At 69.8% G+C, this 16,084-nt stretch carries 13 protein-coding genes; 5 read left to right on the plus strand and 8 right to left on the minus strand.

Going from position 1 to position 16,084, the window contains the following annotated elements; genetic code table 11:
* Positions 1–50: 50 nt before the first annotated feature.
* On the minus strand, positions 51–671 hold the full coding sequence (ctaE, locus tag OG599_RS08290; RefSeq protein WP_327175306.1) for an aa3-type cytochrome oxidase subunit III: 621 nt from the start codon (positions 669–671) through the stop codon (positions 51–53).
* A gap of 187 nt (positions 672–858) precedes the next feature.
* Between ctaE and OG599_RS08295 the strand changes: the two genes are divergently transcribed.
* Complete coding sequence (locus OG599_RS08295; RefSeq protein WP_327175308.1) at positions 859–1,269, plus strand: hypothetical protein; 411 nt, start codon at positions 859–861, stop codon at positions 1,267–1,269.
* 57 nt (positions 1,270–1,326) lie between these two features.
* Here the strand turns inward: OG599_RS08295 and OG599_RS08300 are convergent, their stop codons facing one another.
* From OG599_RS08300 to ctaC, 4 genes are all read right to left on the minus strand, one after another.
* Positions 1,327–2,592 carry a L,D-transpeptidase gene (locus OG599_RS08300; RefSeq protein WP_327175309.1) on the minus strand — a complete coding sequence of 422 codons (1,266 nt, stop codon included), beginning with the start codon at positions 2,590–2,592 and terminating at the stop codon, positions 1,327–1,329.
* Between the two features lie 146 nt (positions 2,593–2,738).
* Positions 2,739–3,137, minus strand: a complete 399-nt coding sequence (locus OG599_RS08305; RefSeq protein WP_327175310.1) for a cytochrome c oxidase subunit 4 — start codon at positions 3,135–3,137, stop codon at positions 2,739–2,741.
* Entirely contained in the window at positions 3,134–4,867 is a 1,734-nt protein-coding gene (gene ctaD / locus OG599_RS08310) for an aa3-type cytochrome oxidase subunit I (protein ID WP_327175311.1), read from the minus strand. Before ctaD ends, OG599_RS08305 begins: the two co-directional genes overlap by 4 nt.
* Complete coding sequence (gene ctaC, locus OG599_RS08315) at positions 4,864–5,829, minus strand: aa3-type cytochrome oxidase subunit II (protein ID WP_327175312.1); 966 nt, start codon at positions 5,827–5,829, stop codon at positions 4,864–4,866. The genes ctaD and ctaC overlap by 4 nt, the downstream gene beginning before the upstream one ends.
* Positions 5,830–6,100: 271 nt before the next feature.
* Here ctaC and OG599_RS08320 point away from each other — a divergent pair, with 271 nt between their 5' ends.
* Positions 6,101–7,546, plus strand: coding sequence for a cysteine desulfurase/sulfurtransferase TusA family protein (locus tag OG599_RS08320; RefSeq protein ID WP_327175313.1), 1,446 nt, complete (start codon positions 6,101–6,103; stop codon positions 7,544–7,546).
* 55 nt (positions 7,547–7,601) lie between these two features.
* On the opposite strand, the gene OG599_RS08325 is transcribed toward OG599_RS08320, so the two are convergent.
* Positions 7,602–8,576 carry a carbohydrate kinase family protein gene (locus tag OG599_RS08325; RefSeq protein ID WP_327175314.1) on the minus strand — a complete coding sequence of 325 codons (975 nt, stop codon included), beginning with the start codon at positions 8,574–8,576 and terminating at the stop codon, positions 7,602–7,604.
* A gap of 154 nt (positions 8,577–8,730) precedes the next feature.
* Here OG599_RS08325 and OG599_RS08330 point away from each other — a divergent pair, with 154 nt between their 5' ends.
* Positions 8,731–8,928 carry a hypothetical protein gene (locus OG599_RS08330; protein ID WP_327175315.1) on the plus strand — a complete coding sequence of 66 codons (198 nt, stop codon included), beginning with the start codon at positions 8,731–8,733 and terminating at the stop codon, positions 8,926–8,928.
* Positions 8,929–9,209: 281 nt separating this feature from the next.
* Positions 9,210–10,625, plus strand: a complete 1,416-nt coding sequence (locus OG599_RS08335) for a hypothetical protein (RefSeq protein WP_327175316.1) — start codon at positions 9,210–9,212, stop codon at positions 10,623–10,625.
* Between the two features lie 122 nt (positions 10,626–10,747).
* Here OG599_RS08335 and OG599_RS08340 read toward each other — a convergent pair whose 3' ends face one another.
* Positions 10,748–11,104 carry a HesB/IscA family protein gene (locus OG599_RS08340; protein ID WP_266703501.1) on the minus strand — a complete coding sequence of 119 codons (357 nt, stop codon included), beginning with the start codon at positions 11,102–11,104 and terminating at the stop codon, positions 10,748–10,750.
* Positions 11,105–11,367: 263 nt separating this feature from the next.
* Between OG599_RS08340 and nadA the strand changes: the two genes are divergently transcribed.
* A complete protein-coding gene (gene nadA / locus OG599_RS08345; RefSeq protein ID WP_327175317.1) occupies positions 11,368–12,564 on the plus strand; it encodes a quinolinate synthase NadA in 1,197 nt (398 codons plus the stop codon).
* Between the two features lie 128 nt (positions 12,565–12,692).
* Here the strand turns inward: nadA and OG599_RS08350 are convergent, their stop codons facing one another.
* The gene (locus OG599_RS08350; protein ID WP_327175318.1) at positions 12,693–15,887 is read right to left on the minus strand and encodes an efflux RND transporter permease subunit; all 3,195 of its coding nucleotides are present in this window, start codon (positions 15,885–15,887) and stop codon (positions 12,693–12,695) included.
* Positions 15,888–16,084 lie beyond the last annotated feature (197 nt).

The raw sequence follows: 16,084 nt of genomic DNA on the forward strand, positions 1-16,084 counted from the left end.
CCCGGTGTCAGGATCTTCTGCGTCGATGATGGGTGGGTGCGAGCGCCCGGTTACTTGATCATGTAGATCGTCGCGAAGAGGCCGATCCACACGACATCGACGAAGTGCCAGTAGTAGGACACGACGATGGCTGCGGTCGCCTGTTCGTGGGTGAACCTCTTGGCTGCGTATGTTCTGCCGAGAACCAGCAGGAAGGCGATGAGACCGCCTGTCACGTGCATGCCGTGGAAGCCGGTGGTCAGGTAGAACACCGAGCCGTACGGGTCCGAGGACAGGGAGAGCCCGTCCGTCTTGACCAGCTCGGTGTACTCCACGACCTGGCCGCCGATGAAGATCGCACCCATGACGAACGTGATGGTGAACCACGTCCGGAGCTTCTTCACGTCGCCCCGCTCCGCGGCGAAGACGCCGAGCTGGCAGGTGAGAGAGGAAAGCACCAGGATCGTGGTGTTCGTCGCGGAGAACGGGAAGTTCAGATGGTCGGCCATCTCCTTCCAGTGATCCGGTCCCATCACCGATCGCAGGGTGAAGTACATCGCGAAGAGGGCCGCGAAGAACATCAGCTCGGAACTCAGCCAGATGATGGTTCCGACGCTGGTGAGGTTCGGCCGATTGACCGACGGGTGCGCGTGCCCGGTTTCTACTGTCGTTGCTGTCGCCACGACCGACATTATGTCGGTCGCTTATCCCGCCCTCACTCCCGGGGGTGCCGTTCGGTGTGTCAGAGGGGTGTGTCCTCCCCGAACGGCCCAGCGAATCGACGTCATTAGCGGTGCTGACGGGCTGTCGGCGGGAGTACGATCCGCGCATCGGTTCATGCCCCGAGAGCCCCGACGACACAGCTGTCACGGAGGAACAATGCAGGCGACCGCCACGGTCCTGGTCTACAGCGACGACGCCAACGTCCGCGAGCAGGTGAAGCTCGCCACCGGGCGACGGCCCGCGGCCGACGTCCCCGAGGTGCGGTTCCTGGAGTGCGCGACGCTGCCCGCCGTGCTCTCCGCGCTGGACGCCGGCGGTGTCGACGTCTGCGTGCTGGACGGCGAGACGGCGCCGGTGGGCGGCATGGGCGTGTGCCGGCAGATCAAGGACGAGGTCTTCCACTGCCCGCCGGTGCTGCTGCTGATCGGGCGCCCCCAGGACGCCTGGCTGGCCACCTGGAGCCGCGCGGACGCCGCGGTGACCCTTCCGGTGGACCCGGTCGAGTTCGCGGACGCCCTGGCTGCCCTGGTGCGCGGGCGGCTCCAGGTGGCGGCCAAGGCCTCCTGAGGCCGCCCGCACACCAGGGCCGCACGGTCGTACCGAGAGGCGGCGCACCCCCCGGCGTCAGACCTGGGGGCGCAGTCGCGCCGCCAGAGCCGATGTCCGGGGGTGCGCTGCGGCCCCGGGCGTGGCGTTCGTCAGGGCGCTGCCCTTCTGCCAGGCCTCCCAGGAGACGTTCCAGTCCCCGAACCCGTTGTCGAAGGGGGTCATGGTCTCCCCCTCGCTGCCGACGACCTTGACGACGTCGCCCTCGCGCACGGTGTCGAAGAACCATTCGGCGTTCTCCGTGCTCATCCCGGTGCAGCCGTGGCTGACGTTGGCGCTGCCCTGGGACCCGACGGACCACGGCGCGGCGTGCACGTACTCGCCGCTCCACGTCACCCGGGTGGCCCAGTAGACGGGCAGGTCGTACGACTCCGAGGAGCCCTCCGCGATGCCGACGGTCTCCCCGCGCATCCGGACGAACGCCTCCTTGCCGAGCACGACCTTGACGCCGTTGCGGGTGGAGAAGCCGGGCTTTCCGGTGGTGACCGGAATGGTGTTGATCACTTCTCCGTTGCGGAGCACGGTCATCTCGTGCTCGGAGGCGTCGGTGATGGCCTCGATCCGGTCGCCGATGCTCAGGCGCAGCGGCTTGACCTCGGCGCCGTAGAGGGCGTTGGTCACCTTGATGCCCTTGAAGTTGCTGCTCGCTTCGACGGCCGCGCCGGCGGGCCAGTAGGCCTGGGGCCGGTAGTGCAGGATCTTGTCGTCCACCCAGTACCAGGAGCCGGTCACGGCGGGCGTGGAGCGGACCTTGAGGGCGCGCTCGACGGTGGCCCTGGCGGCCTTGTCGGTGACCGGAGCGCTGAGTTCCGCCGTGATGGGCTGTCCGACCCCGTACGTGCCCGCCTGCGGGCCGAAGGAGACGCTCAGGAGCTTCTTCGGGGAGGTGGTCTCGAAGGTGAGGGAACGGCGGCCGGGGGCGCCGTCCTCGTCCTCGGTGGTGACCCTCACCTCGTACCGCGCGCCGGCGGCGAGCGGGGCGGTGGAGTGCCAGCGTTTCCCGTCGGCGGCGAGTTCGCCGGCCAGACGGCGGCCGGTGCTGTCCGCGGCCGTCACATCGGTGATGCGTCCTTCGTCACCCTTGACGGTGACTTCCAGGGGCTTGTCGGGATCGGCCTTCCCGTTCGGGGCATGGCCGTTGAAGGAGACCTGGTCGGCCGCGTCGAACGGCTTGGCCGAGAGCGGGTGACCATCGGGCTCTCCACAGGCGGTCGCACCGGCGACCAGGGTCACGACCAGCAGGGAGCAACTCACTACGGAGCGGGTGCGCGGCGTGTCGTTCATGAACCCACGCTAAGAAGATTCATCCGATCCAGCGCGTTCTATGACTGCAAACGAGGGGCCCGGACCGCTCTTGCCGAGCAGTTCGGGCCCCTCGCGAGGTGTTACTGGTAATGCGGTGTCACCCGGTGGGTGTCACGGGGCGGGTGTCACTGGGTGCGGTTCTCACCGCGGTAGTACTCGAACACCCAGCCGAAGAGACCGATGGCGAGCATCGGCGCCGAGAAGTACGCCAGCCACCAGCCGAAGGCGATGCTCATGAAGAGCAGCGCGCCGCCGATCGCCAGGGAGAGCGGCTGCCAGCTGTGCGGGGAGAAGAACCCCACGTCGCCGGCCTCGTCGGCCACGTCGGCTTCCTTGTTGTCCTGGGCCATCTGGTCGACCCTGTTGGCCGTGAAGGCCAGGTAGAAGCCGATCATGATGGACAGCCCGAAGGCCAGGACGAGGGCGGTGGTACCGACCGGCTCCTTCGACCACACGCCGTACGTGATGGCCATGATCAGGATGAAGACGCTCAGCCAGATGAACAGCTTGCCCTGGATCTTCACTTGCCTGCCTCCTTACCACCGGCGAGAACCTTGTCCTCGGAGTGGTGACCGAGCTGCTCCAGCGCGGCGATCTCCGGGTGGTGCAGGTCGAACGCCGGGGATTCGGAACGGATCCGCGGCAGGGTGATGAAGTTGTGGCGCGGGGGCGGGCACGAGGTGGCCCACTCCAGCGAACGGCCGTAGCCCCACGGGTCGTCGACCTCGATCTTCTTGCCGTACTTGGCGGTCTTCCACACGTTGTAGAAGAACGGCAGGATCGACAGGCCGAGGAGGAACGAGGAGATCGTGGAGATCGTGTTCAGCGCGGTGAAGCCGTCGGCCGCGAGGTAGTCCGCGTAGCGACGCGGCATGCCCTCGGCACCGAGCCAGTGCTGCACCAGGAACGTGCCGTGGAAGCCCACGAACAGCGTCCAGAACGTGATCTTGCCGAGCCGCTCGTCCAGCATCTTGCCGGTGAACTTCGGCCACCAGAAGTGGAATCCGGCGAACATCGCGAACACCACGGTGCCGAAGACGACGTAGTGGAAGTGCGCGACGACGAAGTACGAGTCCGAGACGTGGAAGTCCAGCGGCGGCGAGGCCAGCAGGACACCGGTCAGACCACCGAAGAGGAAGGTGATCAGGAAGCCGACCGACCAGAGCATCGGCGTCTCGAAGGACAACGAGCCCTTCCACATCGTGCCGATCCAGTTGAAGAACTTCACACCGGTCGGTACCGCGATGAGGAACGTCATGAAGGAGAAGAACGGCAGGAGCACGCCGCCCGTCACGTACATGTGGTGCGCCCACACCGTCACGGAGAGACCCGCGATGGCGATGGTGGCCGCGATCAGACCGATGTAGCCGAAGATCGGCTTGCGGCTGAATACCGGGATCACTTCGGAAATGATTCCGAAGAATGGTAGCGCGATGATGTACACCTCTGGGTGTCCGAAGAACCAGAAGAGGTGTTGCCAGAGCAATGCGCCGCCATTGGCCGCGTCGAATACGTGGGCCCCGAATTTTCGGTCCGCTTCCAACGCGAAGAGCGCGGCGGCGAGGACCGGGAAGGCCAGCAGGACCAGAACGGCCGTCAGCAGGACGTTCCACACGAAGATCGGCATCCGGAACATCGTCATGCCGGGCGCGCGCATGCAGATGATCGTGGTGATGAAGTTGACCGCGCCGAGGATCGTGCCGAAGCCGGAGAAGGCCAGACCCATGATCCACATGTCGGCACCGACACCCGGCGAGCGGACCGCGTCCGACAGCGGGGAGTAGGCGAACCAACCGAAGTCGGCGGCGCCCTGCGGGGTGAGGAAGCCTCCCACCGCGATGAGCGAGCCGAAGAGGTACAGCCAGTACGCGAACATGTTCAGCCGCGGGAACGCCACGTCGGGCGCACCGATCTGCAGCGGCATGATCCAGTTGGTGAAACCGGCGAACAGCGGCGTCGCGAACATCAGCAGCATGATCGTGCCGTGCATCGTGAACGCCTGGTTGAACTGCTCGTTCGACATGATCTGCGTACCCGGACGGGCCAGCTCGGCGCGCATGAAGAGCGCCATCAGGCCACCGATGCAGAAGAACGCGAACGAAGTGACCAGGTACATCGTGCCGATCGTCTTGTGGTCAGTGGTGGTCAGCCACTTGATGACGACGTTTCCCGGCTGCTTGCGCCGTACCGGCAGTTCGTCCTCGTACGAGTCGTCTGCCGCCGCGGCACCCTGGGGTTCGTTGAGGATGCTCACAGTTTGTTGGTCTCCGCATTCCTGGCGGGGTCAGTCTGCTCGATGCCTGACGGCACGTAGCCGGTCTGCCCCTTCTCCGCCAGCTCCTTGAGGTGCTGCTGGTAACGCTCGGGAGAGACAACCTTGACGTTGAAGAGCATCCGGGAGTGGTCGGCGCCGCAGAGCTCCGCACACTTGCCCAAGAAGGTGCCCTCCTTGTTCGGCGTGACCTCGAACGCGTTGGTGTGGCCCGGGATGACGTCCTGCTTCATGAGGAACGGCACCACCCAGAAGGAGTGGATGACGTCACGTGAAGTGAGGATGAAGCGGACCTTCTCGCCCTTCGGCAGCCACAGGGTCGGACCCGGGTTGCCGGTCTGGGGGTTGCGCGTGCCCGGGATTCCCGCGTCGTAGACGCCGCCGGCGCCCTTCGGGAAGTCCGCGATGAAGCGGTCGGGGATCGAGGAGAGCTCCTCGGGCGTCTTGGTGGTGGCCGGCGAGCCGTCCACGTCCTCGACGTAGTTGAACGCCCAGCTCCACTGGTAGCCGACCACGTTGATGTTGTGGACGGGCTTCGTGGAGAGGGTGAGGAGCTTCGATTCATCGCGCGCGGTGAAGTAGAAGAGCACCGAGACGATGATCAGGGGGACCACTGTGTACAGCGCCTCGATGGGCATGTTGTACCTGGTCTGCGGAGGAACCTCGACCTTGGTCCGGCTACGCCGGTGGAAGAAGGCACTCCAGAGGATCAGCCCCCAGACAAGGACACCCGTGGCGAGCGCTGCCGCCCACGAGCCCTGCCAGAGGGAGAGGATCCGAGGGGCCTCTTCCGTTACCGGGGTAGGCATACCAAGGCGAGGGAAATCCTGCCAGTTGTACGAACAACCGGAGGCCGTCGCCAGGACCAGGCCCGCAGTCAGCACCTGCGGCAGCTTCCGCCGCATCGGGCGCCGCGACGAGCGGTCGGAGCCGTTGGGACTCACGTAGCGCCTTCCCGAGAGTCTCGCCCGCTACGGTCGGCGCGCCCGTATGTCTCTGGTCGGTCGCCGCCCTGTCGCGGGCAGGGGTTTGGATGTTTATGCGGACCAAACCCTACTGGACGCTATTTGGGGTCGCGCGGGGAGGGTGCCCAACGCGCCGTCCGACACCCCGAAGGGGTGGAATCCCGGCTTCCGGGCGTCATCTGACGTTCCTTCTCCTGCTTCGCGGGCGGCCGCGGCCGGTGGCGGCCGGCCCCCGGGCTAGCGTGGCGGGGTGCCCTACTTCGACGCCGCCTCCTCCGCGCCCCTGCATCCCGTGGCCCGTCAGGCCCTGATGGCCTCCCTGGACGAGGGCTGGGCCGATCCCGCCCGGCTCTACCGGGAGGGACGGCGGGCCCGGATGCTGCTGGACGCCGCCCGCGAGGCGGCGGCGGAAGCGGTCGGCTGCCGTCCCGACGAGCTCGTTTTCACCCCATCGGGGACGGCCGCGGTGCACGCGGGAATTGCCGGAGCTCTTTCGGGCCGTCGGCGTGTCGGCCGTCATCTGGTCGCCTCGGCGGTCGAACACTCGTCGGTATTGCATGCCGCGGCCGCACACGAGGCGGCCGGCGGGTCCTTCGCCGAGGTGCCGGTGGAACGGACCGGAGCGGTGGATTCCGCCGTGTTCGGCGCCTCCCTGCGCGCGGACACCGCGCTCGCCTGCCTCCAGTCCGCCAACCACGAGGTGGGCACCGAGCAGCCGGTGGCGTCCGTCGCCGCACACTGCCGGGAGGCGGGGGTCCCGCTGCTGGTGGACGCGGCGCAGTCGCTGGGGTGGGGGCCGGTCGCGGACGGCTGGTCGCTGCTGACGGCGAGCGCCCACAAGTGGGGCGGCCCGGCGGGCGTCGGGCTGCTGGCGGTGCGCAAGGGAGTCAGGTTCGCGCCCCTGGGCCCGGCCGACGAGCGGGAGTCGGGGCGGTCGGCCGGCTTCGAGAACCTGCCGGCGATCGTGGCCGCCGCCGCCTCGCTGCGCGCGGTGCGCGCCGAGGCGGACGCGGAGGCGGCGCGGCTGCGGGCTCTGGTCGACCTGGTCCGCGCGCGGGTGGCGGCCGGGGTGCCGGACGTGGAGGTGGTGGGCGATCCGGAGCGGCGCCTGCCGCACGTCGTCACCTTCTCCTGCCTCTACGTCGACGGAGAGACCCTGTTGCACGAGCTGGACCGGGCCGGTTTCTCCGTATCGTCCGGTTCGTCCTGCACCAGCAGCACGCTGACGCCCAGCCATGTGCTCAAGGCGATGGGGGTGCTCTCGGAGGGGAACGTCCGGGTGTCGCTGCCGGCGGGCACCGCCGCATCGGACGTGGAGCGGTTCCTCGACGTACTGCCCGGGGTGGTCGCCGGGGTACGGGAGCGCCTCGGGGTCCCGGTGTCCGACCGTGTCTCCGGGGGCGCCGGGGCCGTCGGGGGTGCCGGGGCCGTCGGGGGTGCCGGGGCCGTCCGGGGTGCCGTCGCGCCGGCCGCGTCGCTGGTGGTGGACGCGCTGGGCCGGCGCTGCCCGATCCCGGTGATCGAGCTCGCCAAGGTGATCGGGGACGTCCCGGTGGGCGGCACGGTGACGGTGCTCGCCGACGACGAGGCGGCCCGGCTGGACATCCCGGCCTGGTGCGAGATGCGGGAGCAGGAGTACGTGGGCGAGCGGCCCGCGGAGCGCGGCGCGGCGTACGTGGTCCGCCGGCTGGGCTGAGGGTCTCCCCGTACGGTCCGGGTCCGGCCGGACCGTACGAGGAGCCCGCGGCGGATCAGGCGAGGTGCGCGCGGACCTCGTCGGCGGCCTCGTGGCCGTACGCCTTGGCGAAGCGGTCCATGAAGCGGGAGCGGCGCAGGGTGTACTCCTGGGTGCCGACCGTCTCGATGACCAGGGTGGCGAGCATGCAGCCGACCTGGGCGGCGCGCTCCAGGCCGACGCCCCAGGCGAGGCCGGAGAGGAAGCCGGCGCGGAAGGCGTCGCCGACGCCGGTCGGGTCGGCCTTCGTCTCCTCGTCGGGGCAGCCGACCTCGATGACCGGCTCGCCCACGCGCTCGATGCGCACGCCGCGGGCGCCGAGGGTGGTGATCCGGTGGCCGACCTTGGCCAGGATCTCCTCGTCGGTCCAGCCGGTCTTGGACTCGATGAGCCCCTTCTCGTACTCGTTGGAGAAGAGGTACGTGGCGCCCTCCAGCAGTATCCGGATCTCTTCGCCGTTCATCCGGGCGATCTGCTGGGAGAAGTCCGCGGCGAAGGGGATGCCCCGGCTGCGGCACTCCTCGGTGTGGCGGAGCATCGCCTCCGGGTCGTCGGCGCCGATGGAGACGAGGTCGAGGCCGCCGAGGCGCTCGGCGACGCTCTGCAGCTCGATCAGCCGGGCCTCGCTCATGGCGCCCGTGTAGAAGGAGCCGATCTGGTTGTGGTCGGCGTCCGTGGTGCAGACGAAGCGCGCGGTGTGCAGCACTTCGGAGATGCGGACCGATCCGGTGTCCACGCCGTGCCGGTCGAGCCAGGCGCGGTACTCGTCGAAGTCGGATCCGGCGGCGCCCACCAGGACGGGGGAGGTACCGAGCTGCCCCATGCCGAAGCAGATGTTGGCGGCGACCCCTCCCCGGCGCACGTCCAGGGCGTCGACCAGGAAGGAGAGCGAAACCGTGTGCAGCTGGTCGGCGACGAGCTGGTCGGCGAAGCGGCCGGGGAAGGTCATCAGATGGTCGGTGGCGATGGAGCCGGTGACTGCGATACGCACGGGAGGCTGCTCCTGCGGGGGGCGGGGGGACGCGTGGGCGTTCCGGGACGGCGTGACACCTCACGCTACCCGTTTCCGCTCCAAGCACCGATGGGTTGAAACTACCCGATAGTAGGTCTTTCTACCCAGGGCCAGAGGTGCGTACGGTGCTGATATGCCCACACACAGCGTTGTGTCCGAGACCGAGACGAGCCTGGCCGATCTGAGGGGTGACTGCGTGCGGATGGCTCCGCACTGGGTCGTTCCGCCGAAGACTGCCACGCCGCCCGTCGCGCCGTCCCTGATTCACGGAGTCACGGTGCCGCCCGCCTCCGCGCGGCTGATCGAGGCGACGGAGGAGTACGGGGGCTGACGACCCCGCCCAGGGGGCCCACGACCGCGCTCCGGGGCCCCGCGAGCCCGGCCCGGCCGGAACGGCGGCTTCGCGGGTCCCGGGCCGGAACGGCGGCTTCGCGGGTCCCGGGCCCGAACGGCCGGCTTCACGGGCCCCGGGCCCGAACTCCCCCTCCCGGGGAGGCGCTTGAGCCTCCGGGAGGGAACCGATCGCTGCTCCGCAACGTCACATTCCCGTCCCCCACCCGGGGACGGGGCGGGAGCATCCGCCCCCGGAAGCGACGGCGAAGGAGCTCTCCGGTGAGCATCGAGCGATCCGACGACGAAGCACCCGCCCCCCGGCGGCCCACGGCCCTGATCGGCGCGGTGGTGGCCGCGGTGGTGCTGGCCGGGGGCGGCGGAGCCTGGTGGGCGGCCACGGCGGACGACGGCGGACGCGGGACGGAGAAGACCGCAGCCTCGACGCCCGCGTCCCCGACCTCGACCCCGGCCCCGGCCCCCCTGGGCATCTCCCCGCCGGTCGATCCTTCGGTACCGGGCTTCGCCCCCGGCGAGCCCGCCCCCACGGGCGTGGTCTACCGCGCCACCGGCGACCTGCCGCAGGGCCCGGCGACGGCGCCGGTGCGCCGGACCGCCGCCACCGTGCCCCTCGCCGAGGTGACCCGCCTGGCCCGGGCGTTCGGCGTCCCGGGCACCCCGACGGCGCAGGACGGCTACTGGCGCCTGGGTGCGGGCGGTTCGAAGCCGTACCTGGAGGTCTCCCAGGAGGCGCCGGGGACCTGGAAGTACCTGCGCGGCACCGGCGGCCTCTCCCCCTGCCCCTCGGGCGCGGTGTGCGCCGGCGGCACCTCGGACCGGAACCCGGTGAGCCTCCAGGCGGCGAGGGAGGCGGCCCGGCCGGTGCTCGACGCCCTGGGCCTGGACGACGCCGCGCTCGGCGACGGCGGACTGCTGGGCGAGCAGCGGGTGGTCCGCGCCGATCCGGTGGTGGACGGACTGCCCACCCGCGGCTGGTCCACCGACGTCCAGGTGGGGCCGGACTCCGCGGTGACCGGCGCTTCGGGCCGGCTGCTGCTGCCGACGGCCCGGGACGGCGATGCCGCCTACCCGGTGGTGGACGCGGCTGCGGCCCTGGCGACGCTGAACGCCGCGCAGGCGTCCACGGCCTCCCCGGCCTGCGCGACGGCCGAGCCCCTGGAGAACGCGGAAGGCGGCCCGAAGACGGCGGGCCCGGAGTGTGTACCGTCCTCGGGGCGCATCGCGCCGCCGACGACGATGACGGTGGAGAAGGCGGTGTTCGGGCTCTCTGCGCAGCTCGTGGACGAGCGGCCGGCCCTCGTGCCGTCCTGGCTCTTCACCGTGCGACCGGAGGCGGGCGGCCCGGTCTCCACGGTCGCCCAGGTCGCCGTCGCCCCCGCCTACCTGGAGGCGCCGTCGGCTTCGCGGCCGGCCCGCGGCGTGACACCGCTCTCGTACACCGAGCGCGGGCGGACGCTGGAGGTGACGTTCTGGGGCGGCGTGTGCGGCACCTACTCGGCGAGCGCCGAGGAGGACCGTACGGAGGTCAGGGTCACGATCACCGAGCCCCGGCCGAAGCCGGGGACGGCCTGCGTGGCGGTCGCGGAGCGGGTGACCGTGCCGGTGGCCCTGGACGCTCCGCTCGCCGGGCGGACCGTCCTGGAGACGGCGTCGGGCAGGCCGGTCCCCCGCGGGTGAAGCGGCCTGGACCACGAACGCACGAAGGCGGCCCCGGAATCGCTTCCGGGGCCGCCTTCGTCGTACGTCTTCGTTCCGCGGCCGGTCCGTGGACCGGGCGCCTTCAGAAAACCGGTGAGGGTTTAGCTGAAGGAGTCGCCGCAGGCGCAGGAGCCGGTGGCGTTGGGGTTGTCGATCGTGAAGCCCTGCTTCTCGATGGTGTCGACGAAGTCGATCGAGGCACCGCCGAGGTACGGGGCGCTCATGCGGTCGGTGACGACCTTGACTCCGTCGAAGTCCTTCACGACGTCGCCGTCGAGCGAGCGCTCGTCGAAGAAGAGCTGGTAACGCAGGCCGGAGCAGCCGCCGGGCTGTACGGCGACGCGCAGGGCGAGGTCGTCGCGGCCCTCCTGGTCCAGCAGGCCCTTGACCTTGGCTGCGGCGGCGTCGGACAGGAGGATGCCGTCGCTCACGGTGGTGGTCTCGTCCGATACGGACATCTGCTTCTCTCCCGGGTTGTACGGACTGCTTGCCGACGGTGCAACCGTCGCGCGCGCGGATTCATTCCGCGCCCGCGTCCGTCTGTTCTTTTTCATGCTCGCACACGGCGCGCGCGAGGGTATGCGTCACATCGACGGTAACGACGTCGTCAAACTGACGCGATCCGGCTATCATAGATAACGTCAAATAGACGAAAAGACTCCCGGCGCCGGCCCTCGGCCTCACCGAATGCCTCCGCCGCGCTCATCAATGACAAGAAAGGGTGCGTGACGTGACCACGGCCCACCCCCCTGTGGAACTCGATGTTCAGCCGTCGCCCCTGGCCCTGCTCCTGCTCGGCCGTGAGGCCGACCCGAGGAGCGAGCGCGGTGTGGAGTGCCCCGGCGACCTTCCCTCCCCGTCCGACCCGGACCTGGTGGAGCGCGCCCGCGCCGCCAAGGAGAAGCTCGGGGACAAGGTGTTCGTCCTCGGCCACCACTACCAGCGCGACGAGGTCATCCAGTTCGCGGACGTCACCGGCGACTCCTTCAAGCTGGCCCGTGACGCCGCCGCCCGCCCGGAGGCCGAGTACATCGTCTTCTGCGGTGTGCACTTCATGGCCGAGTCCGCGGACATCCTGACCGGTGACGACCAGAAGGTCGTGCTGCCCGACCTGGCGGCGGGCTGCTCGATGGCCGACATGGCCACCGCCGAGCAGGTCGCCGAGTGCTGGGACGTGCTGACCGAGGCCGGCGTGGCCGACCGGGTCGTCCCCGTCTCGTACATGAACTCCTCCGCCGACATCAAGGCGTTCACCGGCCGCCACGGCGGCACCATCTGCACCTCCTCCAACGCCGAGCGGGCGCTGGAGTGGGCCTTCGAGCAGGGCGACAAGGTCCTCTTCCTCCCCGACCAGCACCTGGGCCGCAACACCGCCGTCCGGGACATGGGGATGTCGCTGGAGGACTGCGTCCTCTACAACCCGCACAAGCCGAACGGCGGCCTGACGGCGCAGCAGCTGCGCGACGCGAAGATGATCCTGTGGCGCGGGCACTGCTCGGTGCACGGGCGCTTCTCGGTGGAGTCGGTGGAGGACGTCCGCGCGCGCATTCCCGGCGTCAACGTCCTGGTGCACCCGGAGTGCAAGCACGAGGTCGTCGCGGCGGCCGACCAGGTCGGCTCGACGGAGTACATCATCAAGGCGCTGGAAGCGGCCCCGGCCGGCTCCAAGTGGGCCATCGGTACGGAGCTGAACCTGGTGCGCCGTCTGGCGAATCGTTTCGCTGCCGAGGACAAGGAGATCGTCTTCCTCGACAAGACGGTCTGCTTCTGCTCCACGATGAACCGGATCGACCTGCCCCACCTGGTCTGGACGCTGGAGTCGCTGGCCGAGGGCAAGCTGGTCAACCGGATCGAGGTCGACCCGGAGACCGAGAAGTACGCCAAGCTGGCGCTGGAGCGGATGCTCGCGCTGCCGTAGGGCTCGCACGCCGTGTACGGCGAAGGGCCCGGTGCACGGCGAAGGGCCCGGCGTACGGAGAGGGCCCGGCCCCCGCACTCCCGTGAGGAGAGTGCGGGGGCCGGGCCCTTTTCGGTTGCGTGGCGGGGTCAGACGCCGGAGTGGGCCGCCTCGCGGGAGCCGTCCGTACCGGAGTCCGTGCCCGTACCGGAGCCGGAGTCGCCCTGCGCGGGGACCTCGCCCTTCGCCGCGCGCTTGGCCGCCCTCCTCTTGGCCCGGCGCTCCTTGCGCAGCTCCACCATGGCGTACAGCGTCGGCACCAGCAGGAGCGTCAGCAGGGTGGAGGTGATGAGTCCGCCGATCACGACGACGGCCAGCGGCTGGGAGATGAGCCCGCCCTCGCCGGTGATGCCGAGCGCCATCGGCAGCAGCGCGAAGATCGTCGCCAGCGCGGTCATCAGGATCGGGCGGAGCCGGTGACGGCCGCCCTCGACGACCGCCTCGACGACGCCCATGCCCTGGGACCGGTACTGGTTGATCAGGTCGATCAGCACGATCGCGTTGGTGACCACGATGCCGATGAGCATCAGCATGCCGATCATCGCCGGGACGCCCATCGGGGTGCCGGTGACGAGCAGCAGACCGATCGCGCCGGTGGCCGCGAAGGGGATGGAGACCAGCAGGATCAGCGGCTGGATCAGCGAACGGAAGGTCGCCACCAGCAGCATGAAGACGATCGCGACGGCCGCCAGCATGGCGAGGAAGAGCTTCGTGTACGCGTCGCTCTGGTCCGCGCTGACGCCGCCGATGGTGGCGGTGGCACCCTCGGGGAGGTCCAGCGCGTCGAGCTTCTTCGTCAGCTCCTGGGTCACCCCGCCGGTGTCCTCGTCGGTGGGGCGCGCCGTGATGGTGGCGGAGCGCTGGCCGTCGATCCGGGTCATGGAGACCGGGCCGGGGACCAGTTCGACGTCCGCGATCTGACCGAGCCGGACGGCGCCGACCTTCAGGTCCTTGAGCTGGTCCATGGTGGTGGCCGGGGTCGCGGACTTCACGACGATGTCGCGCTCGCTGTCGTCGAGCAGGGCCTTGCCCGACTTCGTACCGCCGACCGCGCCGGTGACGAGCGCGCCGAGCGTGGTCTGGTCGAAGCCGGCCGCGGCCGCCTTGTCGTTGGCGCGGACCGAGATGCGCTGGACGCTCTGCGCGAGGTCGCTCTGGACGTCGGTGACGCCGTCCAGCTTCTCCACCTCGGCGCGCACCTTCTCGGACGCCTTCTCCAGCACGTCCCGGTCGGCGGCCTTGACCACGACGCTCAGGTCCTGGCTGCCGAAGCCGCCGCCCGCCGCGATGCTGGTCTGGCCGATGCCGTCCAGCTTCGCGAGGCCGTCCTCGATCCGCTTCTGGGCCGCGTCGTAGTCGCCGGCGTTCTTCAGAGTGATCTGGTACGAGGCCTGGTTGGCGCCCGTGCTGCCGCCGAAGGCGGCCAGGAAGCCGGAGGAGCCGACGGTGACCTGGTAGTCCTTCACGCTCTTGTCGGACGCGATGACCTGTTCGACCTTGCGGGCGGCCTCGTCGGCCGCGCCCAGACTGGTGCCCGGAGGCAGCTCCTGGGTGAGGGAGAGGACTTCCTGCTCGCCCTGGTCGAAGAGGGTCGTCTTCAGGAGCGGGGCCATGCCGAACGTGCCGAGCAGGATCACCAGCGCGATCACCACGCTGGTGACGCGGCGGCGGGTCGCGAAGCCCAGGACCGGGACGTAGAGCCGCTGGAGCCGGCTCGCCGCCTCCTTCTCCTCGGCCTTGCGGCGGGCCTCGTCCGGGTTCTCGTCGGTGCCCTTGGGGGCGCGCAGGAACCAGAAGGACAGCACGGGCACCACGGTCAGCGAGACTAGCAGGGAGGCCAGCAGCGCCGCCGTGACGGTGAGCGAGAACGAGCCGAAGAGCTGGCCGACCATGCCGCCGACGAGGCCGATCGGCAGGAAGACGGCGACGGTGGTGAGCGTCGAGGCGGTGACCGCTCCGGCGACCTCCTTGACGGCGGCGATGATCGCCGGCTGGCGCTCCTCGCCGTAGCCGAGGTGCCGCTTGATGTTCTCCAGGACGACGATCGAGTCGTCGACGACCCGGCCGATCGCGATGGTCAGCGCCCCGAGGGTGAGCATGTTGAGCGACAGGTCGCGGGTCCACAGCACGATGAGCGCGAGAACCACGGAGAGCGGGATGGAGACCGCGGTGACGAGCGTCGAGCGGATCGACGCCAGGAAGATCAGGATCACCACGACGGCGAAGACCAGGCCGAGCGCACCCTCGGTGGTGAGGCCGGAGATCGCCTTGGAGACGGCCGGGCCCTGGTCGGTGACGACCGTCAGCTCCGCGCCGTCACCCAGGTCCTTGCGCAGGTCGGAAAGCTTCTTGTCGACCGCGTCGGAGATGGCGACGGCGCTGCCGTCCTTGTCCATCGTCGCCATCACGGCGAGGCTGGGCTTGCCGTTGGTGCGGGTGATGGAGACCGGCGCGGCCTCCTCCTGCTTCACCGTGGCGACGTCGCCGAGGCGGACCGGCTTGCCGGGCTTGGCGGCGGCCCCGGGAGCGCCGGTGGCGGCACCGGGGACGATCCGGACGTCCTCGATCTGCTGGAGCGAGGTGAACCCGCTGCCGACCTGGATGGTGCGGCTCTTGCCGGACTCGGCGAAGGAGCCGGCCGCCATGGTGCCGCCGGCCGCCTGGAGCGCCTGGGAGACGGAGGACGCCGAGAGACCGGCCGCCGCGAGCTTCCTGTCGTCGGGGACGACGGAGACCTGCACGTCCTGGACACCGCTGATCGCGACCTGGCCGACGCCCTCGATGTCCTCCAGCGCGGGCACGACGGTGTGGTCCAGCTGGTCGGCGAGCGCCTGCTGGTCCTTGTCCGAGGTGACGGCGAGGACCACGGTCGGGATGTCGTCGGTGGAACCGGCGACGACCTGCGGGTCGACGCCCTCGGGGAGCTGGTTGCGCGCCCGGTTCACGGCCTGCTGGATGTCGGCGACGAGCTGCTTGGTGCCCTCGTCCCCGAAGTCGAAGCTGGCCATGACGATGGCGTTGCCCTCGCTGGCGGTCGAGGTGACGCTCTCGATGCCGTCGACGGCCTTGATGGAGTTCTCGAGCGGTTCGACGACCTGCTTCTCGACCACATCGGGGGACGCCCCCTGATAGGGCGCCAGGACCGACACCATCGGCAGCTCGATGGTCGGCAGCAGCTGCTGCTTGAGCTGGGGGATCGCTATCGCCCCGAAGACGAGCGCGACGATGGAGATCAGCCCGATCAGGGCCCGTTGCGCGAGGCTGAACCTTGACAGCCAGGACATGGGTTACGTCTCTCTTCTGTGGCGTACGCGGTGACGGGCGGATGCGTGAGTCGAAGGGGACACACCCGACCCACTCATACGATCCCTGATGTCCCGCGGCCGAACGTCGGCCCCCCGGGTGCTTTTTGCGGCCTCCGTGTACCGCAGCTGGAGTACGCCGTCTCCACCCGGTCCGCACCCCCGGCGGTACCCGCGCC

This window comes from Streptomyces sp. NBC_01335, assembly GCF_035953295.1.
GTDB lineage: Bacteria > Actinomycetota > Actinomycetes > Streptomycetales > Streptomycetaceae > Streptomyces.

Coding starts and splice junctions, on each gene's coding strand:
- OG599_RS08340 (WP_266703501.1), bottom strand. CDS start 11,104: ATGTCCGTATCGGACGAGACCACCACCGTGAGCGACGGCATCCTCCTG.
- ctaE (WP_327175306.1), bottom strand. CDS start 671: ATGTCGGTCGTGGCGACAGCAACGACAGTAGAAACCGGGCACGCGCAC.
- OG599_RS08330 (WP_327175315.1), top strand. CDS start 8,731: ATGCCCACACACAGCGTTGTGTCCGAGACCGAGACGAGCCTGGCCGAT.
- OG599_RS08350 (WP_327175318.1), bottom strand. CDS start 15,887: ATGTCCTGGCTGTCAAGGTTCAGCCTCGCGCAACGGGCCCTGATCGGG.
- OG599_RS08300 (WP_327175309.1), bottom strand. CDS start 2,592: ATGAACGACACGCCGCGCACCCGCTCCGTAGTGAGTTGCTCCCTGCTG.
- OG599_RS08295 (WP_327175308.1), top strand. CDS start 859: ATGCAGGCGACCGCCACGGTCCTGGTCTACAGCGACGACGCCAACGTC.